Annotated in this window: 21 protein-coding genes; 9 read left to right on the top strand and 12 right to left on the bottom strand. The window is 44.1% G+C overall.

The annotated features are described in order from the left end of the window. The first annotated feature begins 146 nt into the window (after positions 1-146). The gene (locus OCV36_RS24260) at positions 147-635 is read left to right on the top strand and encodes an Lrp/AsnC family transcriptional regulator (RefSeq protein ID WP_135454117.1); all 489 of its coding nucleotides are present in this window, start codon (positions 147-149) and stop codon (positions 633-635) included. A 141-nt stretch (positions 636-776) separates the two neighbouring features. Here the strand turns inward: OCV36_RS24260 and OCV36_RS24255 are convergent, their stop codons facing one another. Both OCV36_RS24255 and OCV36_RS24250 read right to left on the bottom strand, forming a co-directional pair. Continuing rightward, a complete protein-coding gene (locus OCV36_RS24255) occupies positions 777-1,481 on the bottom strand; it encodes a DUF445 family protein (protein ID WP_135454119.1) in 705 nt (234 codons plus the stop codon). Between the two features lie 288 nt (positions 1,482-1,769). Further along, positions 1,770-3,620, bottom strand: a complete 1,851-nt coding sequence (locus OCV36_RS24250) for an ABC transporter ATP-binding protein (protein WP_135454121.1) — start codon at positions 3,618-3,620, stop codon at positions 1,770-1,772. 533 nt (positions 3,621-4,153) lie between these two features. Here OCV36_RS24250 and OCV36_RS24245 point away from each other — a divergent pair. Then, the gene (locus OCV36_RS24245; protein ID WP_135454123.1) at positions 4,154-5,128 is read left to right on the top strand and encodes an arginine deiminase-related protein; all 975 of its coding nucleotides are present in this window, start codon (positions 4,154-4,156) and stop codon (positions 5,126-5,128) included. A 149-nt stretch (positions 5,129-5,277) separates the two neighbouring features. On the opposite strand, the gene OCV36_RS24240 is transcribed toward OCV36_RS24245, so the two are convergent. The 8 genes from OCV36_RS24240 to OCV36_RS24205 all read right to left on the bottom strand — a co-directional run bounded on the left by OCV36_RS24240 (position 5,278) and on the right by OCV36_RS24205 (position 13,251). Next, on the bottom strand, positions 5,278-5,907 hold the full coding sequence (locus tag OCV36_RS24240) for an esterase/lipase family protein (protein WP_010432104.1): 630 nt from the start codon (positions 5,905-5,907) through the stop codon (positions 5,278-5,280). 151 nt (positions 5,908-6,058) lie between these two features. Further along, positions 6,059-6,898, bottom strand: coding sequence for a helix-turn-helix domain-containing protein (locus tag OCV36_RS24235; protein WP_135454125.1), 840 nt, complete (start codon positions 6,896-6,898; stop codon positions 6,059-6,061). A 135-nt stretch (positions 6,899-7,033) separates the two neighbouring features. Continuing rightward, the gene (locus tag OCV36_RS24230; RefSeq protein WP_135454127.1) at positions 7,034-7,873 is read right to left on the bottom strand and encodes a GNAT family N-acetyltransferase; all 840 of its coding nucleotides are present in this window, start codon (positions 7,871-7,873) and stop codon (positions 7,034-7,036) included. A gap of 266 nt (positions 7,874-8,139) precedes the next feature. Then, positions 8,140-8,715 (bottom strand): mechanosensitive ion channel family protein, encoded by a 576-nt coding sequence (locus tag OCV36_RS24225; protein ID WP_135454129.1) that lies wholly within the window; start codon positions 8,713-8,715, stop codon positions 8,140-8,142. Further along, positions 8,715-9,650: a CorA family divalent cation transporter gene (locus OCV36_RS24220; protein WP_135454131.1), complete on the bottom strand. Its 936-nt coding sequence runs from the start codon at positions 9,648-9,650 to the stop codon at positions 8,715-8,717. The genes OCV36_RS24225 and OCV36_RS24220 overlap by 1 nt, the downstream gene beginning before the upstream one ends. A 357-nt stretch (positions 9,651-10,007) precedes the next feature. Continuing rightward, a complete protein-coding gene (locus tag OCV36_RS24215; RefSeq protein ID WP_135454132.1) occupies positions 10,008-11,630 on the bottom strand; it encodes a phosphoethanolamine transferase in 1,623 nt (540 codons plus the stop codon). 233 nt (positions 11,631-11,863) lie between these two features. After that, positions 11,864-12,448 carry a porin family protein gene (locus OCV36_RS24210; protein ID WP_017075654.1) on the bottom strand — a complete coding sequence of 195 codons (585 nt, stop codon included), beginning with the start codon at positions 12,446-12,448 and terminating at the stop codon, positions 11,864-11,866. Between the two features lie 227 nt (positions 12,449-12,675). Next, a complete protein-coding gene (locus OCV36_RS24205; protein ID WP_135454134.1) occupies positions 12,676-13,251 on the bottom strand; it encodes a porin family protein in 576 nt (191 codons plus the stop codon). Between the two features lie 351 nt (positions 13,252-13,602). Here OCV36_RS24205 and OCV36_RS24200 point away from each other — a divergent pair, with 351 nt between their 5' ends. After that, on the top strand, positions 13,603-14,142 hold the full coding sequence (locus tag OCV36_RS24200; protein WP_135454136.1) for a hydrolase: 540 nt from the start codon (positions 13,603-13,605) through the stop codon (positions 14,140-14,142). Here OCV36_RS24200 and OCV36_RS24195 read toward each other — a convergent pair. Continuing rightward, a complete protein-coding gene (locus OCV36_RS24195; RefSeq protein ID WP_017082877.1) occupies positions 14,139-15,002 on the bottom strand; it encodes a MurR/RpiR family transcriptional regulator in 864 nt (287 codons plus the stop codon). The genes OCV36_RS24200 and OCV36_RS24195 overlap by 4 nt on opposite strands. 161 nt (positions 15,003-15,163) lie before the next feature. Further along, a complete protein-coding gene (locus OCV36_RS24190; protein WP_135454138.1) occupies positions 15,164-16,438 on the bottom strand; it encodes an amino acid deaminase in 1,275 nt (424 codons plus the stop codon). A 176-nt stretch (positions 16,439-16,614) separates the two neighbouring features. On the opposite strand from OCV36_RS24190, the gene OCV36_RS24185 reads away from it, so the two are divergent. The 6 genes from OCV36_RS24185 (at position 16,615) to OCV36_RS24160 (ending at position 24,592) form a co-directional block, all read left to right on the top strand. Next, positions 16,615-18,048: an N-acyl-D-amino-acid deacylase family protein gene (locus tag OCV36_RS24185; RefSeq protein ID WP_135454141.1), complete on the top strand. Its 1,434-nt coding sequence runs from the start codon at positions 16,615-16,617 to the stop codon at positions 18,046-18,048. A 121-nt stretch (positions 18,049-18,169) separates the two neighbouring features. Beyond that, positions 18,170-18,562: a RidA family protein gene (locus OCV36_RS24180; protein ID WP_004732497.1), complete on the top strand. Its 393-nt coding sequence runs from the start codon at positions 18,170-18,172 to the stop codon at positions 18,560-18,562. 205 nt (positions 18,563-18,767) lie between these two features. Next, on the top strand, positions 18,768-20,282 hold the full coding sequence (locus tag OCV36_RS24175) for a sodium:solute symporter family protein (protein WP_135454143.1): 1,515 nt from the start codon (positions 18,768-18,770) through the stop codon (positions 20,280-20,282). A gap of 129 nt (positions 20,283-20,411) precedes the next feature. Beyond that, positions 20,412-21,359 carry a sugar kinase gene (locus tag OCV36_RS24170; protein ID WP_135454145.1) on the top strand — a complete coding sequence of 316 codons (948 nt, stop codon included), beginning with the start codon at positions 20,412-20,414 and terminating at the stop codon, positions 21,357-21,359. Positions 21,360-21,378: 19 nt separating this feature from the next. Further along, a complete protein-coding gene (locus tag OCV36_RS24165; RefSeq protein WP_135454147.1) occupies positions 21,379-22,014 on the top strand; it encodes a bifunctional 4-hydroxy-2-oxoglutarate aldolase/2-dehydro-3-deoxy-phosphogluconate aldolase in 636 nt (211 codons plus the stop codon). Positions 22,015-22,141: 127 nt separating this feature from the next. Then, positions 22,142-24,592, top strand: coding sequence for a family 20 glycosylhydrolase (locus OCV36_RS24160; protein WP_135454149.1), 2,451 nt, complete (start codon positions 22,142-22,144; stop codon positions 24,590-24,592). The last annotated feature ends 61 nt before the right edge of the window (positions 24,593-24,653 follow it).

Here is a 24,653-nt window from a genome sequence, read left to right as displayed (position 1 = left end):
TAAGGGTTGTTATGGGTTGGTGTTTATTTATATTTATCGCGAATGGTAATGGTGTGTTTAGTTTTTTAAATGTGTGAGCGGGGTTTTGCCTGATTGTTCTCACTATGGAATATACTGAGCCGAATTTAGAATGTTTAAGGAATGTTATGTCTCAGCATCAACTCGATCGTATCGATAAAGAGATACTAAGAATTCTGCATATGAAAGGGCGTTTGCCAGTTGTTGAATTGGCAAAACAGGTCAATCTAACCACTTCTCCTTGCTCTGATAGACTGAAACGATTAGAGAAAGAAGGTTACATTACTGGTTATCATGCTGAGTTGTGTTCAGAAAAGTTGGGACTCGATGTACAAGTCTTTATCCATATTCGCCTCGACCAGACCAGCTTTTCCATTTTTGATAAATTTGGCCAAGCGGTTGAACTGATGCCTGAGGTGGAAGAGTGCTATTCGTTGTCTGGTGATTTTGACACCATGATTAAGGTGCGAGTAAAAGACATGAAAGCGTACCAGGCGTTTATGGCTACTAAGCTGGGGACGTTACCCGGAGTGATTCAGACTCGTAGTGAAGTCGTGATTGAAGAACATAAGAAGGGCTTTGGTGTAAACCCTGAGCTGTTGGCAACCTTAAAGTAGAGCAGATTCTTAGTTGTTTCTAAGCTACTTGTTAGCTGTAAGGAACGCTGACCAGACACAAAAAATGGAAGCTAATGAGCTTCCATTTTTATTGGGTGCCAGATACACCGAAAATCAGATAAAGTTAGAACGGATGGCAGTTTACAGTGTGATTGCCGCAGAAATTAAACCGATAACACCACCGAACACGCCACCCCAAACGACTAGCCAACCAAGGTGCTTCTTGATCATGGTTTGAACCATTTCTTTAACGAGTTTTGGTGTCAGTTCATTCAAACGCTGGTCGATGATCGCTTCAATGTTCTCTTTGATTTCATCCATCATTGCGGGTGATTCAAGTTCTTCCTTGATGGCATTTTTTACAGAGTCACTCTTACTGATTTCAATCACAGACTCTTGCATTTTCTCAACAAATGGCGCTTTCATCGGTTGTAGTGCTTCTGTACCACCCACCATTGCTAACATGCCACCAAACTGTGAGTTCTCGATAACATGCACCAGTGAATCGAATGCAGGGTTAAAGTCGATCTTCTTAATCACAGGTTCTAGATTCAGCGACTTTCCGGTCATCTCACTGCTTAGGAAGCGGTCGATGTTACCTTCAGTAAAAAATTGTTCCATCATCAGTTGTTTGATTGCTGCTTTGAACTCTTCAAAGCGTGCTGGAATAACACCAGAACCATATAGGCCAGGTACTTTCTCGAACAACATGTGAATCGCAAGCCAATTGGTGATGGCACCAGAAAATGCGAATAGACCTGCGTAAAGCAAGTATTGGTTTGCTGTCGCATAGCCAGCAGCAAGCAGTGCTAAGGCTATTACGTTAGTTAAGACACTTTTGTTCATGGTTGATCTCTAGAAAGAATACTGCGCGCATTTTAAGAAAAAAACGCCAAGAAAAAAACAAAAGGATCGATGAAGTTTATTCGATAGGCAGGAAAGGGTGCTAAATAGCAGGCATAAAAAAGGCTAGCCTCCCCCCGAAGTCTAGCCTTATTCCAGAACGCGCAAGCGAAGCGTCTTTGTCCCGTTAATAGTATTATATAATTACGACATAACATTCTGCTACGTGTAATTTACCGTTAATTAACAAATTGGTGTGAAACACGCCGCACTTTTAAAGTAGCACATGCATTAGGTGTTGGTTGCATGCTCAAGTTCATCTGCGATGAAGCCACCCGTTTGATGATTCCATAATTGAGCATAAATGCCTTTTTGCTGGATCAACTCTTGGTGCGTCCCTTCTTCTACGATATTACCTGCATCAAGTACGATAAGGCGATCCATAGCAGCAATCGTCGATAAACGGTGTGCAATTGCAATAACCGTTTTACCTTCCATCAACTCTATTAAGCTTTCCTGAATAGCCGCTTCAACTTCTGAATCGAGAGCTGATGTTGCTTCATCCAGAACCAACAGCGGCGCATTCTTCAGAAGTACGCGTGAGATAGCCACACGTTGGCGCTGACCACCCGAAAGCTTAACGCCTCGTTCACCAACTTGAGCATCGTAGCCAATGTTACCAAACGGGTCAGTGAGCGTTTCAATGAACTCGTGCGCGTGCGCTTGTTTGGTTGCGGCATACACATCTTCATCTGATGCCTCAGGACGGCCGTAAAGAATGTTTTCTTTGATCGAACGGTGCAGCAGTGAAGTATCTTGAGTCACCATGCCAATGTTGCTACGCAACGAGTCTTGTGTGACCGAAGAGATCTCTTGGCCATCAATCAAGATGCGGCCACTTTCTACATCATGGAAACGCAGTAGCAAGTTAACTAAAGTCGATTTTCCCGCTCCTGAACGGCCAACCAAGCCGACTTTTTCACCCGGTTTGATGTTGAGGTTTAGGTTATTAATCACACCCTTATTCTCGCCGTAGTTAAAGCTCACGTTATCGAAGTTGATGCCACCCTGTGGCACATCCAAAGGCTTAGCGTCTTTTTTGTCTTCAATAGCGATAGGCTTAGATAGCGTTTTAATGCCATCAATCACTGTACCTAGGTTTTCAAACAAGCCACCAATTTCCCACATGATCCATTTTGACATACCGTTAATACGCAAAGCCAAGCTGACGGCAATCGCAATCGCACCCACGGTGATCGCGTTATCTAACCATAGGTAAATAGAAATACCGGCAATGCTGAACACTAATAAGTAGTTAGCGAATTCAACGCAGATGTTGAAGCCGGTCACTAAGCGCATTTGGCGATGTACAGTATCCAAAAAACCTTCCATGCCTTCTTCGGCGTATTCAGTTTCTCTTTTGCTATGCGAGAACAGCTTTACGGTTGCGATATTGGTGTAGCTATCAACAATACGACCTGTCATTAGCGATCGCGCGTCAGCTTGCTCTGAAGAAACGTCTTTAAGTTTGGGTACAAAGTGCAGTTGGATACCGACGTAAATGAACAGCCACACCAACATCGGAGCCATTAAGCGCCAGTCTGATTCTGCGAGCATGAACAACATCGCAGTAAAATATACGGTGACGTACACGAACACATCGACCATTTTGGTCACGGTTTCACGCACCGCAAGTGAGGTTTGCATCACTTTGGTTGCGACACGTCCTGCAAAATCATCTTGATAGAACGACAGGCTCTGCTTCAAAAGGTAACGGTGGGCTAACCAACGGATAGACATTGGGTAGTTGCCGAGTAAAGTTTGATGAAGCAATAGTGAGTAAGCACTGATCAATATTGGCATCACGACCAGAAGTAAAACGCCCAACCCCATCAGCGTAGATTTGTTGTCCGCGAGGAAGGTTTCTGGATTACTTGTTGATAGCCAATCAACCAGTTGTCCCATGTAACCAAATAGCGCGACTTCGATGATCGCGATGGTCATGCTCATCAGTCCGAGTACGATCAACGGTTTTTCAAAGCCTCGAGTGTAATGGCGACAGAACGCCAGTATCCCAGTAGGAGGTTGTATCGGCTCTCCCTTTGGAAAGGCTTCGGTAAAGCCTTCAAATTTCTTGTACATAGATTTCCCTTTATAAGCTGCTGCATCTATGAGTTAGTGCATCGTAAGCGCAGCTTTGTTTTTATAAATTCGGTTTGAAATTTTATCGGTGTTAATGAGTTCTTATAAGCATTAAGTCATTCGATGGATTTTTTGTTTTAACTTTTAGTTAAGCGATGCAGGAAAGGTTCAAAGAGTGTCTTTCATGACGTTCATTTTAGATTGAATTGGACTGGAAAAGTTAGACTTATTTCAAACGTAATTGATGGTTATGCAACGGTGATAATCCTAACGTTAAATGGATTAAATTGTAACCTAAACTCGCTGTTAGCTAGAGAATGAAGGCAGGATATTTATGCGGCAATTTCCTTAACTAATATGCAAACAGTTGGTTCTTTCTGATGCGCTGTTATCTTGCAGTAAAAATTACCGATTAAACTGATTTTTGCAGTAATTGTTTGGGATAAATATTCAAATCATTATTATTTTCAGTGAATCTTTTCGTAACAAGTTGTTTACAATTCTGAGGTAAATAAAAGATAGGGACGATTGAGATGTTAAACCTACACAAGAAATCACTTCACATTACTAATGTTCAAAACGCTAATTGCGTTGTTATGGTGCCACCAAAAGAATTTCGTTTTAACGAAGAAACTGCGCGTGATAACGAGTTTCAACACCGAGTGGATTTAACCGAAGCTGAGGTGAAGCTAGAGACGATGGCCGAATTTAAAGCCATGGTTGCTTCATTGCGCAAAGAAGGTGTGCAAGTTGTAGAGTTTGATTACCCGGAATTGGGTGTCGAAACCCCTGATGCGGTTTTCCCTAATAACTGGTTCAGTACTTGCAGTGACGGTAGTTTGTTTACCTTCCCTATGGCGTGTGAAAACCGCCAACATGAAGTTAAGCCACATGCTCTTATTGAAGCGTTAGAAGCCTCTGGTCGCATTGTTAATCACAATGAGTCGTTAGAGTCTTATGTTGCTCAAGGCTCTTATTTGGAGAGCACAGGCGTCATGGTTATCGACCATATTAATAAGACGATTTATGCGGCGCTTTCTCAACGTTGTGACCGTGAAGTGCTAGAAGATTATGCAAAGCGCATAGGTTATTCTCGAGTTGTCTCTTTTCAAACGGCATTGCCATCGGGTCAGCCGATTTATCACACCAATGTAATGATGGCGATTGGTGATAACTTCTGCGTGATTTGTGATGAAGTAATTCCTGAGTTTGAGCGTCGCTTTGTCGTAAAGTCTCTTGCAAAGGATAAGCAGGTTATCTCGATCTCAATCGATCAGATGAACCGCTTCTGTGGCAACATCCTGCAACTGGAAACGGTGAATGGCGACAAGGTGATCGCAATGTCTCAATCGGCTTACGATGCGTTCTCTCCAGCGCAGTTAGCTCAGCTTTCGACACACGGAAAACTACTGCCATTCAATGTAAAAACCATAGAAGACATTGGTGGTGGTTCGGTGCGATGCATGTTGGGTGAGGTGTTCTTGCCAACACGAGTCAATCTTTTGTAGTTGGCTACTGGTTTTCAGTAATGAATCTCTAAATACCACTCTATCTGTAGGGTGGTATTTTTGTTTTAGAAGAGAGTGTATTTAGTTTTAGGCTGTTGGCCTCTTTAGCTATAAGAACATAAGAACATAAGAACACGAAAATCAGGTAATCAGGCGGCTTTGAAAGCTCTATGTTCGATGAACTGGGCAGAGAGAGTGACCACTTCTTTCGAATATACGAGCGCTGTGTGGTTGAGTTTGAGAGCACAAGTGTCTGTAGCGCCTCTCAGGTTCGCATCTTCTAGTGTGACCGTGCCATCGCCTGGATTCTTGCCCAATACAATGCGTCCGACTCCCGCGTCGTAGGTGCCAGTGATTACACCAATCGGCACGTCGATATCATAGTCACCTAAGCCATCACTTAAGATCATTTTGCTCGAACCAAATATAAACCCAAGCCCATGGTTAGAAAGCGTTTTAGCGATGGTTGCCCCATTGTGAGGTGTACCAGCGGTAATAATGCAGGTGTCTGCAAAGTTGGGTTGGTAGAATTTAAAGTAATGACGAATCAGTAAGCCACCGAGTGAATGGCCAAAGAAGTAGACTTCATCATGCTCATCAAACCGAGCATTTATAAAGCGATTAAGGCGCTTTGCAGCAGAGGGGAAACGCAGAGAGTTGTAGGCAAATTTGTGCGTTGTAAAGCCACGTTTTTTGAAGTTCCTATCCAGATACTGCATGATCAACGCAGGCATATATAGACCATGAATTAAAACTATATGTTTGTTTTTATTATTCATTTTTATCCTCCGTGTGATGGTATCTCCAGTATATTTAGTCGCAAATCTAAACTCAATAAAACTTGCTACTAATGGGACACAAAAGACAGAGGTGTACGTTATAGACAGAGTGCTCGTTATAGATAAAGAGTGCTTGATGGACAAAGAGTGGTTACTCCGATCTCACGCCACCATACACATCAATGGTTAAGCCGCCTTGTTTAGCGTAATTATTGGGTGTTAGACCGATGGTTTTCTTAAGGTAGCGAATCAGGTGTGGCTGGTCGCTAAACCCAAACTGATAGGCGACGTCTATCCAATCAATGTCATCAAGATTTCGCTTATACAAGTATTCCAACATTGATTCGAGTTTGTTCATCGATTGGCACTGTTTTAGTGTCAGTCCTGTGACCTTATTGAAGCTTCTTTCTAAAGTGCGTTGCGAGCAGAACAGTGTGTCGCCGAGCTCTGCAATCGGTGTTGTGCCAAGCACTCCTAATACCTTGTGCGTGAGTTGACTGTGTCTATCGGATTTACCTGTCGATAGCCAAGGCAGCAGCAAATCATCTAACTGCTGACAACAGGCTTCAACATCGATTTTAGCAAGCTTAATCAATGATATAGCATCGGCATTTGAGCTGCTAAGCAAACCTGAAAGGTCGATAGAGTTAACGCGGCCTAGGCTAGGATGAGGGCAATCTGGGATAGCCAGAGAGTACAGTGCGCCCACATGGAACTTGATGCCCAAATGAATAAACGGCTTCGAGTGGTCCAATTCGATGGCTTTATGGTGTGGCAGCAGCAGATGGCAACCAAAGCCTTGATCGACCTGTTGCTCAATCGTGTAGTGATATGCCTGCTCGCTTGGCGATAAGATCAGGTGCGCTGATGGATCGGGATTGAGTATCGGAAATTGATGAGTTTGAGCGTCGGGCGTCTTTTCAATCAGCCAGTAGCAATCAATGAACTGAGCAACTACAGGGGATTTTGGAGACTGTAACCAATTGATCATTAGACCTTCTGTTTCAGATGACTGTCACTCACAACTATATGTGGGTATCGTTGGAGGTGACAGTTTTTAAGAGCTTCTATTATCAGAACTGAACCTTCAGCTTAGTCCTGATATTTAGCCAATATCAAGGCTAAGCTATTTCTTTAACTCGCTAAAATCAAACTGCAAGATGCGATGCTTTGATGATAACCCCGCGCGTGTGATGGCCTTTTGTGCGCCAATATTACTGCTTTCCGTAGAGCACATAGCTTCTAACCCTTGGCTATTAGCGTGTTGCTTTAGAAAGTGAATAACACGCGTTGCTAAGCCTTTACCGCGTTCTGCTTGAGAAACAATCATACCTAAGTCGGCAAACTGCGTTTGATGCTCATCGAACTTACGGCACTCTCCCGTAGCCAGAACATTGTTATTTTCCCAGTAGCCCCATAGCTCCTGACGAGCAATCAAATTGCTATAGTAACCGGTTAGCCACTCTTTTGGCGCGCCGATTGTTGTTGAAGAAAATTCAACTAACTGATCGAGTTGTTCTTCCGTCGCGAGGCTCATCTCTATCTCTTCAATTCGGCCTGAATCACAATCAGAGTTGGCTAGAAAGTTTTGGCGGTACATCATCGCATTCACTTTAAATGACTCTGTGTTGTCGACACACAGTGATAAATATTGTGGCTCAGCTGTGCTCACGAATGCGCCCTTCATTTCACTAATAACAGAACTGTTATTTTCTACGATTAGGGCGAATAAATCTTCAATACTGTGGTTTGCTGTTGGTGCTAGGAAAAACTGAAGCAAGTAGCCTTCACCATTGACCGCACAGTAGCCCACAAGTGAGTTGTTTTCGTAAAAGCCGTAATGATCAGACATAGGAACAAAACCAAAGTGCCACATACCATCGAGTGGTGCTGTTGATTCAGTAAAGTAAGCGGTTTTAAGTTCGTTTAAGTCGCTAAGTGCGGAGATTTTTTTGATGCCTAACATCGTTTGAATTCCTGTTGTTTCGATTCGGTAGAGTGCGTGGTTGCGGTCTGGTTCTCAGGTCCGTCGATAGACGATGAGATAAATTGATTAGCTGAACCACGTTTCAATGACAGCAATTGTAGGCGACTGCTTGAGGCAGGTATTGAATAAAAACGACAGTTTTGAAAGGTGTGTGGGTGTTAACAGAAGAGCTGATGTTAATTGAAAGAGGGCAAGATATTTTGCCCTCTGCTGAACTTATTGATTGGGACGCTGAATAGGGCGCATTACTTTCCTGAGTCTTCAGCTTTGATGAGTTTTGTATCGACAGTTTCACTCTTTAACTCAGGATCAACTAATACCTTTATCACGCCCTTTTGTAGGATCAGGTTATTAGGGTAGGTGATGATGTTGCCCGAACTGTGTCGAAGAATAACGTGGAACATGGTGATATCGATGATCACACCGCTGATGTCTTCGTCTTTCTCCGCGACTCTTACTCTGTCGCCAATGCGATAAGGGAATACAAAAAATATTAGTACGCTGGCTGTGAGGTTACTTAGAATCGACCATTGCGCGAATAAAGCGACACCCAACACCGCGAATATGGATGACAAGAACAGCGAAATATCACCAAAGCCCAAGTTAAGAACAATCGTAAACACAGCGATGAAGAGTAGAAATAGAACGATATTGAAACACTTAATCACGAACTGCTTCCGCTTCAACTCGACCCGCTTATTTTCCGCTAATGTTTCTATCCAGTTCTTCCCCAAGCGTTTTATCACCCAATACACAACGATAAGCAGTAAACCTAAACTTACTTGCTTAAGCCACATATTGGATTGCAAAAACTCAACCATTAAATAAACCTCAATTTTTTCAAAATAATGACTTCAATCGCTACGACCGCGAGCAGTCCAACACAAAATAGTGGAAACGCCATGGGGTTGTCTGTTCCTGGGATACCAGCAATATTGACCCCGAGTAAACCGGTAAAAAATCCGGCAGGGAGGAAAATACCCGCAATAATAGAAAATAGGTATGTATTTCTATTCATTTTCTCAGCTTGTTGCTGACTTAGGCTCGCTAAAAATACATTAATTTGTTCGATGTAAAACTCAACAGACTCATTAATTCTCAGGATGGTATCAAGGCTGTTCTTTATATGACTGTTGTGCTTACTCAATGGAGTTGGCAGTTCACTCATTAAATCCTCAAAAACGTATTTCTGTGGCTTCAAATAGCGCCTTAGTCTAAGTAGCCTTGAATGCAGAGCATTGATGGACTTAATATCGATATGAGATTCAGACTCTAGCTCATCAATCAGTTGTTCGACGGGAGTCAAGAAGCTTGATATGTAATGGTTAATTCCACGGATCATTCCCAGTAAGACATCAGGTAATGATGTTGGACCTTGGTTTTGTTTTAGATCGGATATTAGATTACTGACCGCTTTCGAAGGAACTTTACGTGTCGATATTAAAGTGCCTTTGTACCATAAGATGCGTAAGCTCAACATATCGTCAGGGTTCGCACCTTCGTTTAGGTTAATGCCTCGCAAGATCATCAAAAAGCAGTCGTGACCAAACTGCTCAAATTGAGGACGAGTGTCGTCTGTGAGTAATGAATCGATGATGGCATTTGGAACCGTATTACTGTGGAGCCATTCTCTCAACCCTTCAGCATCTCTTTGGCAGTGGTACCAAGTTGATTGCTCGAATGGGGCTGGGCTGGTGGTGTGTTCATGTGCCACACCCTCAGAAAATTGCCAGCTTGAAATTATGAAAGCGTCCATTCGCTGTCCTTAGTGATATCGCTGAACTTCTAAATGATATAAACATTTGATTTTATTAAATTAACGATTGCAATGAAGACGCGATTTAAGAGTCATCTTGAGTCAGTTTAATGAGGAGATAGTTTATTGTCTTTGTGACTAGTATGGACTCTCTCTTTGTTTTTTCTAACAAATATCGCTCATTGTGTCGTGATTATAAATTAGCACTCTAGCGTCACGCTAGCGATGGATAAAAAAAGAAAAGACCGAGGCCTTTTCTTTTTAGAGGTGATGAATTATTGGTTAAGGCAAGAGGAGCTTACCCGTTACTCATTCAAGTTCAAATTCAAGTTCGCACTTAAGTTCAAGAAAAAAGCACTACCGACATGGTGCGAAGATATCTTGTTCCTCTCGGTATTCTTTGGTTTGTACGTCCATCAAGCCAAGTAAGGAATCGAACAGGTTGTCGTGCGAAAAGCTCTGTTCCTTTCCTTCTTTACGCAAGCACGTTTCATTGATCCCTTTCTCTGTAGCAAAGCCATCAGACATCCATAGAATCATTGGTACGTGGGTTTGCTCTTTCGGTGCCAGTGAGTAGGGCATGCCATGCAAGTAGACGCCGTTTTCTCCTAAAGACTCTCCATGATCGGAGATATACATTAACGCCACGTTGTATTTATCGGTGAGTTTTTCAAGTTTTTGAATAGCCTGTGAGAGAAAGAAATCCGTGTACAAAATAGTGTTGTCGTAGGTGTTGACGACTTGCTCTTTGGTACAGTTTTCGATGTCAGAACGTGGGCAATCGGGCATGAACTTCCTATGTTCTTCAGGGTAACGTTCATAATAAGCTGGCCCGTGAGAACCGGAAATATGATAGAAAAGGATGTTATTTTCAGTTAGATCTTGGGTATCTTGTCCGAAGTTCTCTAGCATGGCTGTGTCGTAACACACTTCTTTATTACACAAAGGGTCGCTGTCTTTGGCAACCAGTGTCATTTCTTTGATTCGGTGTGCGACTGCTTTATCCCCACCATCGTGCTCTCGCCAGATAGAGTGAATCCCCGCGCGATTCATAATGTCGACTACGTTATCTTGGTTATAAGCTCTGTCTCGGTCGTAGTTGCTGCGATTCATGTTAGAAAACATACACGGAACAGAAACTGCGGTGGCTGTCCCGCAAGACTGAACATCAGAGAAAAATATCGGGTTGTAAGGCTTGGTATGAGCATTGGTTTCTTTCTCATAGCCATAATATTGGTAGTTATACACACGCGCTGTTTCTCCAAGAACAAACACCAATAGCGTTGGTTTAGTTGCTTGTTTAGCTTCCGGTTTTAGCTGCGCGTCTAAGCCGATCTCTTGGTAAGGAATCGGTTTTTTTATGTAAGTATTGTTAATGTATTTTGCAGTTGAAGCGACGTATTCGGTCGGAATGATCATCTTTTTAAGGTGAGAGTTGTTACGACCAATCGAGACATAATCTTTGTAAAATAACCCTGCAATAATCGCGATTACGATCAATGAACTTAACAGACCGATACTTTTCCAAATAGCAAAATCTTTCCAAGATTCCCTCTTAAGGTTTGTGAATAAAAGCATAAGTGATGGGAGACCACCCATTAGAACAAACCATAAAATCGAATACAGACTTAGATAACTTGCTGCTTCTCCGCTGTTGGTTTCAAAAACGTTTTCTATCATTCCATAGTCAACAAAAATGCCATAGCTGAACATGCTATAGCTGACCAAGGAGGAAGTAAGCAGTAATAAGATGAAAAAGGCTTTGGCGAATATCGGCCAGTTAAAAACTTGAAAGATAAAGTTGAATGCAGCGAGAAAGAAAAAGGGAATTGAGATTATGAACCCAATACTCTCCGCTTTTGAGGCGCTCAGAATGTTGAATAGCTCGCGCGCAATAGGTAGGTTAATGACAAGTAGGTAATACACAGCCAGCACGAAAGGGAGTTTGTTTATCGACATATTTAAGCGTGGTAGATTCATCGTAGTTGAGTTCCTGCGTCTCTTATTCCTTTATTTTAGTCTCGCTACCAAGAAAGCTCTAATATCAACGCATAAATCTCAATTAGGCGTGACGAGCGATAAACTGGTTAAAGTGAAATGACGCGGTAGGGCGTGTAGAAACAAAAAATTCACTTTACTGAGTGACCTTCATGACAAGGTGGAACAGCAAAGTGAATTAGTATGTTCAGCTTATTCTATGTGGTTCAATCACATTAGAAGTTGTATGAACCACCGAAGCTAATGCTGTTGAAGGCAAGTGTTTTGTCTTCAGTTTTCAATGAACTGTTGTTGCCAATGTAGTAGTTCTCAACACTCACAGCGTCTGCTTGAGAAATTAGGCGCAATGTTAGATGTTCGATTGGCGTGTATTCAACACCAACACCAAAGTGGAAACCAGTACCGCTATCGTCATCGTAACCCGCGCTCTTGTTTGCGTTTAGGTCAACAGAGCTTAAACCAGCCAATACGAATGGGCGGATTGTGTTGTCGAATGTGTAACCTAGGTTTGCTGACACAGAAATAGACGTCGGTGCCAGTTTTGCAGCCCCTTTTTTGTAGTCAGCGTAATCGTTGTAGCCAAGTTCAACACCCACGATACGGTTAAATTGGTAGCCGCCATATAGGTTGTAGCCCATACCGTCTGAATCTAAACTGCCTTGACCATCTGTATCAGAATCTTGGTAGATACTAAGACCACCACCAATGTAAGCACCGCCGTCAGTACCTGCTGCTAAAGCTGGAAGAGAAACTGCGCTGATTAAACCCAGTGCTAATGCTGATTTCGTTATCTTGTTCATTTTTCCTACTCACTCTTTAATGTCATGCCAGTATCAATTATTTTTGTTTTGCGACCTTTCGACCGTTGATGACCATTATTCCGTAGTCTTGTATGTATTACTGTATGGCTTTGTAAGTTGAATCGTTACATAGATAAAAAAATTCACTTTACTGAGTTACCTTTAAGACAAGGTGGTACAGCAAAGTGAATGAGTATATTCAGCTTATTCTATGTGGTTCAATTACATTAGAAGTCGTATGAACCACCGAAGCTAACACTGTTGAATGCTAGTGTATGGTCGTCGCTTTTGAGTGAACCGTTACTGTAGGAATAGTTGTCTTCTACACTTACTGCATCTGCTTGAGAAATCAGGCGCAATGTTAGGTGTTCGATAGGAGTGTATTCAACACCGACACCGAAGTGGAAGCCAGTACCGCTATCGTCATCATAATTTGCTGCGCTATTTGCGTGAAGGTCGACAGAGCTTAAACCTGCTAACACAAATGGGCGAATAGTGTTATCGAACGTATAACCGAGGTTTGCTGATACAGAAATAGACGTTGGTGAAAGTTTGTCTGTGCTGTTTTTGTAGTCTGCATAATCGTTATAGCCAAGTTCCACGCCAACGATACGGTTGAATTGGTAACCGCCGTATAGGTTATAGCCCATGCCGCTAGAATCTAAGCTTGGCGCGCCATCTGTATCCGAACCTTGATAAACACTAAGTCCGCCACCTACATACGCACCGCCATCTGTGCCTGCTGCAAAAGTTGGAAGTGAAACTAAACCGATTAATCCGAGTGCTAATGCTGATTTTTTCATGATGATACCTTGTTAATTCATCCTGTGATGCAAATCACGGTATCGCTGATTTTTGATTTATAAAACCCTCACAAATGAAACCTATCTTTTCATTGATAGTGCGATTGTATGTACTCCTAGAGTTTTCAAGCATTAACGGGGTTTTTGTTGGTTATATCGTTTATAAATAAAATTCATATATTGACAAATAGTTAAATTTGCTAAATAAAACGATGTTTTTTATGGTCTGGGTGGAATTTCATTTATCTAACCTATTGATAAATAAGGCTCAATCAATGAGCTTAACATCGTATTGTAGTATTTATTGGTTTGAGTTAGAGAGTTGATTCTAGTGATAACAAGGAGAGTTGGATGTTAAACAGAGCAAACACAGGTTTGGTGGTTGTGGACGTACAAGGCAAGCTCGCACGCCTTGTTGATGAGAGCGATACACTGATCTCTAACTGTGGAAAGTTGATTAAGGGTGTACAGGTTTTGGGGTTGCCAATTGTTAGCTTGGAGCAGAATCCTGAGAAGTTAGGTGCTACGGTCGACGAGCTGAATGACCTGCTGAGCGATGCTAAGCCGATACCGAAATTTACGTTTAACGCGTGTAACGAGCCCCAGTTTGTTGAGGCAGTGCAAGCCAAAGGTGTGGATACGTGGTTAGTGTGCGGCATCGAAGCTCATATTTGTGTTTATCAAACAGCAATGGGGTTGTTAGCTCTTGGGTACAAGGTTCAGGTAGTTGGCGACTGTATTAGCTCGCGAACGGCACTCAACAAGGATCTGGCAATCCGTCGACTAATGGATGCTGGTATTCAAATTACAGGATTGGAAATGAGCTTATACGAGCTAGTGAAAGATTGTCGCGCCCCAGATTTTAAGCCCATCTTGTCCTTGATTCGCTAATCACCGAGAGGCTGTCGGTCGCCACCGCCTCGGTAGGAATCGAGCGCAACCTTCAAGCGACGCAGTTTGTCGCGCGATCGGTTCTTGTGATTGACTGCGATTCCCATAGAAAGCACATCCACTAATGCCAACATAGCGTAGCGAGAAGCCGATGGTTTGTAGATGAAGTCGGTTTCCATATGCTTGATGGGTAACAAGATATCGGCAATTTTTGCTAGCGGTGTATCTTGTGGCGTAATCGCGATGATCTTAAGTCCATACTGTTTAGCTAGCTCTGCGGTTTCAGTGATCACGGGCGTAAAGCCTGTCGCTGAAATCATCACCATCACGTCATTGGCATCGGCTGTAGCGGCAACCATACGTGACATCAAGCCATCGTTGTACGACACCACTGGGTAGCCCAATCGGAACAGCCGGTGTTGCAGTTCTTGTGAGGCGATAGTCGAGCCGCCACCCATGCCGATAGCAATGATCTGCCTGGCGTTATGCAGCCAGCTGACTGCGGTTTCAACGTCTTGTTCTTTGAACAGAGTGCGGTTGATGTCTAGGCTCTGCTTGATCGATTCGTAGATACCTTGATAACCCGTTTGGTCAACAGGCTCAAGGATAAAGCGCTGGCCAACGGTTAGTGTCTGAGCCAACTTAATCTTCATATCACGTACGTTGCTGCAGCCGATCGCCTTAGCAAAACGCGTAATGGTGGCTTCGCTCACTTGAGCACCTTCAGCAAGTTCTGTAATGCTGGCATTGGCAGCAAAATCAATGTCGTCCATGATCAGCTTGGCGACTTTCTTTTCTGCATCACGAAGAACAGGAAAACGCTCTGTTATCTGTGAAATGATATCTACTTCTAAACTCAAGAATCCTGATCCTTTGTTGATGGGGCTAATCGTATTGCTTAGTTTTTAAGAACCTAGCTCTTAAGAACCAAGCCATTTAGCACTAATCCATTTAAAACTAAGCCTTAGCCCCGTTAGTATATCTTATTGCTTCGTTGATTCTAGCTTATTGAAAAATCGACCTAGAAACAGGTTTCCACCCATTTGGTCACCTGATGTTCGTCATCGCTGATGGCAATGTAGCGCCATTTGTCGAAGGTTAAACACGGATGTGAGGTGGAGAAAGCAATCATGTCGCCCACTTCAATCTCAGAAGAACCGTCGGTTTCCACAAAGGTATGTTGATCCATCACCGCAGTAGAGGTTAAGCCTTTCACTGATATAGCTTTGCCATTGCGATAGCCGCGCTCGGCAATCGGTAAACCCGCATCAAAGGCCACATCACGCTTGCCTAGCCCAACCACTAACTTCGTTGGTTCCGGACGAGAGATTACATAAGCCCATACCTCAAGTGCCGATTCTAAATCACCTCCCAATTCGCACGCGTAGCCTTGGTTGACTTGGGCACGTTGCAACACCTTGCTTTGTGCGTCTAGGTAAATGCCTGTGTCGTGAATGGCATAACAACCCGGACGGATGATCGCCAAATAATCGGTTAGGTTCGCCAAACATTCTGCGACTACATCGTACCAAGCAGATCCTGCACCAGTGATGATAGGTTGCCCTGCAATTAGGCCATCTGATGCGAGGCTTTCGACCGAAGTGAGCGCCTGATTTAAGAAGGTACGAATGTCTTGTTCTGCATTGTCACCGTGAATTACACCCTCGTACACCTCAATACCTGCCAGCGAAAGGGCTGGTGTGTCTTGGATGGTTTGAGCCAGTTCTAGAACTTCTTGTGGTGAACGACACCCACAACGACCACCCGGTACACCAAACTCGATCAGTACTTTTAGCGTCTGCTTTGTATTGGCGAAATATTGGTTAAGTTGCTGCACGTTTACTGATGAATCCACACAACAATAGAAATCGACATCAAACTCGCGAATAAGTTGTTCGATGACCGCCATGTTGGTTTTACCTACCAATTGGTTGGCCATGATGATTCGTTTCGCACCCGCCATTGCGGCAACTTCTGCCTGTGCAGGCGTTGCTACTGTTATGCCCCAAGCGCCATTTTCTAGCTGTTGGCGGAAAAAAGCAGGAGTCATGGAGGTTTTGCCGTGTGGCGACAATTTAACCTGATGATGATCGGCGAATGATTGCATCCAATTCAGGTTATTGGTCAATGCCGATTGTTTGATAACTGCAACCGGAAGTGAAACATCTTCATCAACCAGTCGATAAATACCGTTCTCAGATTGTGATATTGCTCTCCCTTTTTGGCCTTTTTCAGTCAAGATAAAACTATCGTTTTGATACTTTATAACATCTTTTTGTGCCGAGTTATGTTTCATTGCTGATTCCTAACATGATTTAAGTTGTTGTTATTTAATATTTAAATATATCCATAATCTGTTTTGTGGTAGAAACTATCACACAAATTAAAATATTATGTGTGTTTTGTCACTGAAAATAATCGGCTGAATTTCTAATATAGCTCCATCAACACAGTGGATTGAGAGAGTGAAAAATGTTGTTCGATACGATAATTAAAAATGTAGAGGTGTTTGACGGCACCGGCGAACAATCGTTTTGTGCCGATGTAGCAATCCGAGATGGAAAAATAGCCGAAATTGGTCAAATCGATCATGAAGATTGTGGCCAGTTGGTTGAGGGAGCAGGCTTAGCATTGGCTCCTGGTTTTATCGATGTACACACACATGACGATACCAATGTAATTCGTTACCCAGACTGCCTGCCTAAGATCAGCCAAGGTGTCACAACCGTGATTGTTGGCAACTGCGGTATCAGCGCATCGCCAACCATTTTGGCTGGTGACCCACCTGACCCAATGAATCTTTTAGGCGCTCAGGCTGATTTCAAATACCCAACTTTTTCAGCGTATGCACAAGCGGTAGAGCAAGCTCAACCAGCAGTAAACGTCGCAGCGTTAGTCGGCCATACGACATTGCGTAACCAAGTGATGGACGACTTACAACGCACAGCAAACGAAGACGAAATTGCAGCGATGCAGACCAATCTTGATTTGGCGATGGCGCAAGGCGCATTAGGTTTGAGCTCGGGTTTGGCTTACGCAAGCGCGAAACAAGCGAATGCTAACGAAGTGATGCAGTTAGCGAAAGTGCTTTCTGGCCATGGCGGCATCTATACCACGCATATGCGTACCGAATTTGAAGAGATCTTAAGCGCGATGGAAGAGGCGTTTGAGACAGGACAATACGCGAAAGTGCCTGTTGTTATTTCACACCTTAAATGTGCAGGTGCGGGCAATTGGGGCAGAACTGTTGAAGTTCTTGATTTGATGGACAAGGTTTCTGAGCACCAAGATGTGTCTTGCGACTGCTACCCATACTCAGCGAGCTCTTCGACATTAGATTTGAAACAAGTGACCGACGATTTCGACATCTTCATCACTTGGTCTGAATCAAAACCAGAACACGCAGGCAAAACGCTGAAGCAGATTGCTGATGAAATGAATCTACCCCTGATGGACGCAGCAAAAGCGCTTCAACCAGCGGGCGCGGTCTATCACTGCATGGATGAGAACGACGTAAAGCGTGTATTGAAATACAAACTGACCATGGTCGGCTCAGACGGTTTACCCAATGACCCGCATCCACACCCAAGATTGTGGGGCACCTTCCCGAAAGTGCTAGGTCACTACTGCCGAGATGAAAAATTGTTCTCGTTGCCAGAAGCGATTCACAAGATGACCGGAATGTCGGCTCAGCGTTACAACTTAGCCGGCCGAGGCGAAGTTCGCTGTGGTGCTTTTGCCGATTTAGTTTTATTTGATCCAAAGAATATTAAAGACACAGCAACATTTGAAAATCCTATTTCAGTTGCACAAGGAATAGAAAGTGTATTTGTAAATGGTGAGTTAACTTACCAGCAAGGAAAAGTAAGAAATAATCGTTCAGGCGTTTTTATTTACCGAAACTAGAATTTAAATTATTTATTAAATTCAGATGGCTATAAAAATGGCGAATTAATTTAAATATATTGGAATAGAAATTGTTTTATCTGGAAAGCCAATATTATCTATAAATAAGTGGAGTTAAAAAATGACTATTAAACGTTACGGTGTTGAAGGCGGTACAGGTACAGGCGGACAACATTTACCATTTGCACGTGCAACTGAAGCAGGTGGTTTCCTATACGTTTCTGGCCAGACACCGATGACAGATGGTGAAGTGGTTGAGGGTGGAATTGTTGACCAGTCTCGCCTAGCGATCCAAAACTGTGTCGATATCATGACTGAAGCGGGTTACGGCCTAGAAGACGTAATGCACGTAAAGGTTGTGCTAACGGATTCTCGTTACTTCCAATCTTTTAATAAAGTATTCAAAGAGTTCTTCGGTGCTAACCCACCGGCTCGTATCTGCATGGTTTGCGACTTAGTTGTAGACGTGAAGGTTGAAGTGGATGTGACTTGCTACCGCGCCGATCGCGGATAGTAATAACCTAATCACAATTACCTACTTAGAGAGTATTAGGGGTTAGTTATCCCTGTTATTATCCTTTAATACTCTCACCCTACATTTATAAAAATTACTTTAATTAAAAAAGATAAAATCAATAAAGTAATCATATGAAATATAAAATGAATGAATCATAAATAAAGTTCAAGAATGAACTCAATATTTCACTGAGAGGTGTCAAATGAACAGCACACTTTTTCTTACAGGCTTCGGCGTGTACGTATGTTTTTTAATTTGGTTAGGCTGGTTTGTCTCGCGTAATCAAAAATCTGGCGAAGATTTCTTATTAGGTGGCCGTGGCCTACCTATGTTCTTAGTACTTGGTACAACAGTAGCGACGATGGTTGGTACGGGTTCTAGTATGGGTGCGGTTGGCTTCGGCTACGCAAATGGCTGGGCAGGTGCTCTGTACGGTATTGGTGGTGCGATAGGCATCCTATTACTTGCGCTTTGGTTTGCTCCGGTTCGTAAATTGAACTTCATGACCATGAGTGAAGAGCTGGCTTACTATGTTGGCGCTAACCGCATCGTGAAAAACGTTGTAGGTGTACTGATCTTTGTCGCTTCAATTGGTTGGTTAGGCGCTCACATTCTGGGTGGTGGCATGTACTTAGCGTGGATTGCAGACATCGACCTCAACCTAGCGAAAATCATTATTGCAGCGGCATTCACTATTTACGTGGTGATCGGTGGTTACACAGCCGTTGTGTGGACCGATACCATTCAAGCTGTCATTCTTTTTGCTGGCTTCATCTTGATGGCGGTTATGTCAGTCGATTACATCGGCGGCATGGATAACCTTTACGCTGCCATGGAGCCTGCTGCTACGAGCTTTTTAGCAATCGATAAACTGGGTCTTCTTCCTGCTGTGTCTCTGGCTGTGGTTATTGGTGTTGGTGTACTAGCTACGCCTTCATTCCGTCAACGTATCTACTCGGGTAAAGATGTATCAACCGTTCGTCGCTCATTTGTTGCATCGGGTGTGTTGTATCTTTTCTTCTCAATCATCCCTGCAATCATTGGTATGGCAGCACATGCCATTGATCCATCATTGGATAATCCGAACTACTCGTTCCCTTATGTTGCAGCAACGGTTCTTCCGGTTGGCGTTGGCATGATTGTTCTTATCGCGGGTCTTTCTGCAACCATGTCGAGCGCAAGTTCAGATGCGATAGCTGGTGTGTCTATCTTACTGCGTGATGTTTACGTGATGTTCACTGGCCGCGTACCAAACAAAGAGTCAATGGTGAACTATTCTCGCTTGGCATTGATTGTGGTGATTGGTTTTGCACTGTTGTTCGCACTGACGTCAAACGACATCATTGGCTACATCACGAAAATGATTTCAACCGTAATGTCGGGCATGTTTGTGTGCGGTATGTTGGGTCGATTCTGGAAACGTTACAACTGGCAGGGTGCGCTTGCTACGCTAGCGGGTGCATCTGTGGCTTCATTTGTTGTAATGCTAAACGCAGACTACACGGCTTTCTGGGGTAACCCTGTGATTCCTTCTTGTCTAGTGGCTCTAACGGCTGGTGTGCTGGTAAGCCTATGTACTCCGGCTAACCAAGTGACACCTGAAATGGCAAAAGCAATTCTTGATGACGAGCGCGCTCTGATGGAAATGGAATTGTCAGATTCAGGTGTGCTTGAAGAAGACGCGTCTTCTCAACGTCCAGCAAATCAAACAAGCTAATCTAAACGCTCCACAGCTAGTTAGTACAACAAATTCAGTACAACAAGTTGTGGAGTGGTTTAGCTAGCTCAGGCTCTGCTTCTCGGTAGGGCCTTCTTCCCCATTTATATCTCTATTTTAGGATCGGCTATGCCTGCATCTTCTAACTTCAATATTGCTTTCTTTGGCGAGTGCATGGTCGAAATCAGCGGCTCTCCATTAACCAAAAAATTCGGCGGTGACACGCTCAATACCGCGCTTTACCTTTCTCGCTTAACCCAACATCAAAACCTCTTTGTTCATTACGCGACGGGCCTTGGTAGCGATGAACTGTCTCAAAATATGATTGATAGCTGGCAGTTAGAGGGCATTCAAACCAATTTCGTTGAACGCATTCCAAACAAGTTACCTGGCTTATACATGGTAGAAACCGATGAAACGGGTGAGCGACATTTTCACTACTGGCGCAACGATGCGGCAGTAAAGTTCTACTTTCAAATCGATAACTTAAACAAGCTTGAAATTGCCCTGACCGAGAAACAAGTCGGTGCGATTTACATCAGCGGTATCAGTATCGCGATCTTGGATGATGCCTCTCGCGAGCGTTTATTCAAAGCCATTAGCGTGTTCTCAAACCAAGGCGGCAAGGTGATTTTTGATAATAACTATCGCCCGCAACTTTGGAGCACTGAGCAAGCTCGACATTGGTACGCCAAGTTACTGCCATTGGTAGACATCGCCTTGATTACCGAAGACGACGATCTGCTTGTATGGGGTAACTCAGAGAGCGTTCAACAACGCTGCCTTCGTTTGGGTTGCCAAGAGATCGTTATCAAACGTGGCTGCGAGCCATGCAAGATTGTTCAAGTTGAACAGGGCAACATTATTGAGAATTATGTCTCAGCAACTCGTGTTTCTAACGTGGTTGATACCTGTGCTGCGGGCGATTCATTCGCCGCGGGTTATTTAGCTGCGCGTCTTACTGGCGAGAGCGCCACCGACGCAGCCGAACTTGGCCACCAACTGGCTTCCATCGTTATTCAATACTCTGGCGCAATCATCCCCGTGAGCGCTATGAGCCAACTGATTAAAAAATAAAATAAAAAGCGGAATTATTATGTCTCAAGAAATGATCAACAAACTTAAGCAATTCAAAGTTATCCCTGTTATCCAAATTAACAAGGTTGAACACGCGATTCCACTGGCAAAAGTGTTGGTAGAAAACGGCCTGCCAGTTGCTGAAGTGACATTCCGTACTGAAGCGGCAGCAGACGCGATTCGTGCGATGCGCGATGCGTACCCAGAGATGTGTATCGGTGCTGGCACAGTATTAACGCCAGCGCAGATCGACCTTGCGAAAGAGTTAGGCAGCGAATTCATCGTAGCTCCGGGCCTGAACCCAAACACCGTAAAACGTTGCCAAGAAATCGGTATGCCAATCGTTCCGGGCGTAAACAACCCAAGCCAAGTAGAGCAAGCGTTAGAGCTTGGCCTTAACTTCTTGAAGTTCTTCCCGGCAGAAGCGTCTGGCGGCATCAACATGGTGAAGTCTCTGTTAGCGCCATATGTTGATGTGTCTTTAATGCCAACGGGCGGTATCGGTAAACACAACGTGAATGACTACTTAGCAGTGGATCGCGTGGTGTGCTGTGGTGGTACTTGGATGGTGTCGCCGAAAATGATCGAGAATGAGCAATGGGACGAGATTGCAGTATTGGTTCGTGAAGCGGTCGCTCTTGTTAACGAGCAATAAGCTTTTGAACTAGCGATAACAAGCTTTCGAATTAGCGATAACGAGCAACAGCAGTGGCTGATGGTTCTGTTTTGTGAATCGCCTCCGATAAACAAAACAGAACCGTATTTATATAGGAAAACTAATAATGAAAAAAACTATATTATCCCTATTGATTTCAGGTTCAGTAGTGTCCCCAATGGCGTTAGCAATGGCTCCAAATACCGATCTAAATTTAATGCCGTACCCACAAACGGTCGAGCTGAAAGCTGGGCAAGTTAAGGTCGACGGTAACTTCAAGGTTTACATCAAAGGCTTTAATTCTGATCGCGTTGAGTACACGGCGAAACGCTTTATTGATCGCCTTGAGCGTCAGACGGGTGTGCCGATTCTAAATTGGCAGGTTGGTAGTGCAGACGAAGCGAACCTGATCATTGATATCGACGCGGCGCCAAAGTCTGAAGTACAAAATATCGACTCTGTAGAGTCCTACAAAATTACCACTCAGGGTGAACAAATCACGCTGAGTTCACCAAGCCCATACGGCACTATTCACGGCATCGAAACCCTTTTACAGCTCGTTGAAACCACTGCGACTGGCTACCATATTCCTGCTGTTACGATTGTCGATGAGCCTCGTTTCCGCTGGCGTGGTGTTTCTTACGACACGTCACGTCACTTTATTGAATTCGATGTGTTGATTCGTCAGTTAGATGCGATGGCGTCGGCGAAAATGAACGTGTTCCATTGGCATTTCTGGGACGACCAAGGCATTCGTATTCAAACTGAATCTTGGCCGCGTCTTTGGTCTGAAACCGCCGATGGTAATTACTACACCAAAGACCAAGTGCGCTACCTAGTTGAATACGCGCGTAACCTTGGTATTCGTGTGATTCCAGAGGTGTCTCTTCCGGGTCACTCTTCTGCGGTTGCTCACGCTTACCCACGCTTGATGTCGGGTGGTGAAGGTCAAAGCTACGAACAAGAACGTGGCTGGGGTGTGTTTGAACCATTAATGGACCCATTGAACCCAGAAGTCTATGAGATGCTGGGTGATGTGTTTGATGAAGTGACCGAGCTGTTCCCTGATGAGTACTTCCACATTGGTGGCGATGAGCCAAATTATGCGCAGTGGAAAAACAGCGAAAAGCACCAACAGTTCATTGAAGAGAACAATATCGATGGCGAGCGTGGTCTGCAGTCTTACCTCAATGTAAAAGTTGAGAAGATGCTCGAAGAGCGCGGTAAGAAGATGACCGGTTGGGATGAAATTTGGCATAAAGATCTGCCGACTTCAATCGTGATTCAAAGCTGGCAAGGGCACGACAGTATTGGTCGTGCGGCGAAAGAGGGCTACCCAGGTATTCTTTCTACGGGTTACTACCTAGATCAACCTCAGCCGACGAGCTACCATTATCGCAATGACCCAATGCCAAGCGGTATCACTGTTGACGATAAGCTGCACAGTGGCGAGAAATTCGTGACGTATCAATGGGAAAAGCCACGTTCAAAAGGCGGCCCACGTAAGGGAACACTGACCATCATTGAAGCGAAAGACGGTACTTTCCGTGCCTTCAGTGATTACAACGGTAAGTCTCGCGAAGAGATCTTTATCCTTGATTATGTGCCGGGCAAAACCTTTGTTGGCCACTTCGATAACTTCATGTCGTACACCGAGTTCAACTTAAACCTAAATCCAAAGGGTTTTGCAGAAGGCAGTTACCAGTTGGTCGGTAATGTGCGCTGGCCAACCACTGGTGAAGTGATTGCGAGCAGTGATGTTGAAGGCAGCGTGATTCCTGAACCGAATGGTGGTTACCCAGCAGAATTAACGGATAAAGAAAAAGAGCTTATCTTGGGCGGCGAGATCACCATGTGGCTAGAGAACAAAGACAGCCTCACGGTTGAAAACTACCTATGGCCGCGCAGCTATGCGATTGCAGAGCGCTTCTGGTCTGATGCGGAGTTGACGGACGAACGCAGCATGTACAAGCGTATGAAAGCGATGGATACATGGTCTGATGTGTCGGTTGGGCTACGTCATCATGCGGACGCTGACATGCTGTTAAAACGTATTGCGAAAGGGCAGGATATTCACGACCTGCGCGTGCTTGCGAAATACACAGAACCAGCACAGTACTATGCGCGCAACTGGGAGAAGTGGAACTCAACTGAACCTAAGGGCACTTTATACAGCCAGTACGAGCGTCTAAATCGCTTCGTTGATGCGCTACCAGTGGAAAGTTACGCTGTGTACGAGATGCAAGATTTGGTCAATGAAGTCGCGACGGATAATCAACAAGCGCTTGAGCAACTTGCAGAGCATTATCAACAAGTAAAAGCGGCTGCACTCGCTGCTGAAACTGTCTTCGCCGGAAATTTATCTTCGGTAGAGACTGTGGTGGTTGCAGAGAAAACCGTTGAAGTCGCAGACTTGGCGTTAACCTTGATTGCTAAAGCACAAGCAGGTGAAAAGGTTCGAGCATCAGATGCGAATGCCTACCAAGCGATATTGTCTGATTCAGCGAAGATCTACGATGAATCGATCATCGCGATTGTTCGCCCAACAGAGTTACTCTTGAAGCAGATAGCTGAGTAAGTCTTTAACTGATTAGCTGATAAGTCACACGCCAATAACTGAATCAAAACCGCCCTCTGTG

The sequence above is a fragment of the Vibrio echinoideorum genome (genome assembly GCF_024347455.1).
Lineage (GTDB): Bacteria > Pseudomonadota > Gammaproteobacteria > Enterobacterales > Vibrionaceae > Vibrio > Vibrio echinoideorum.
Note: the sequence above shows the minus strand (reverse complement) of the source record. Positions and strands in the feature narration are given on the sequence as shown.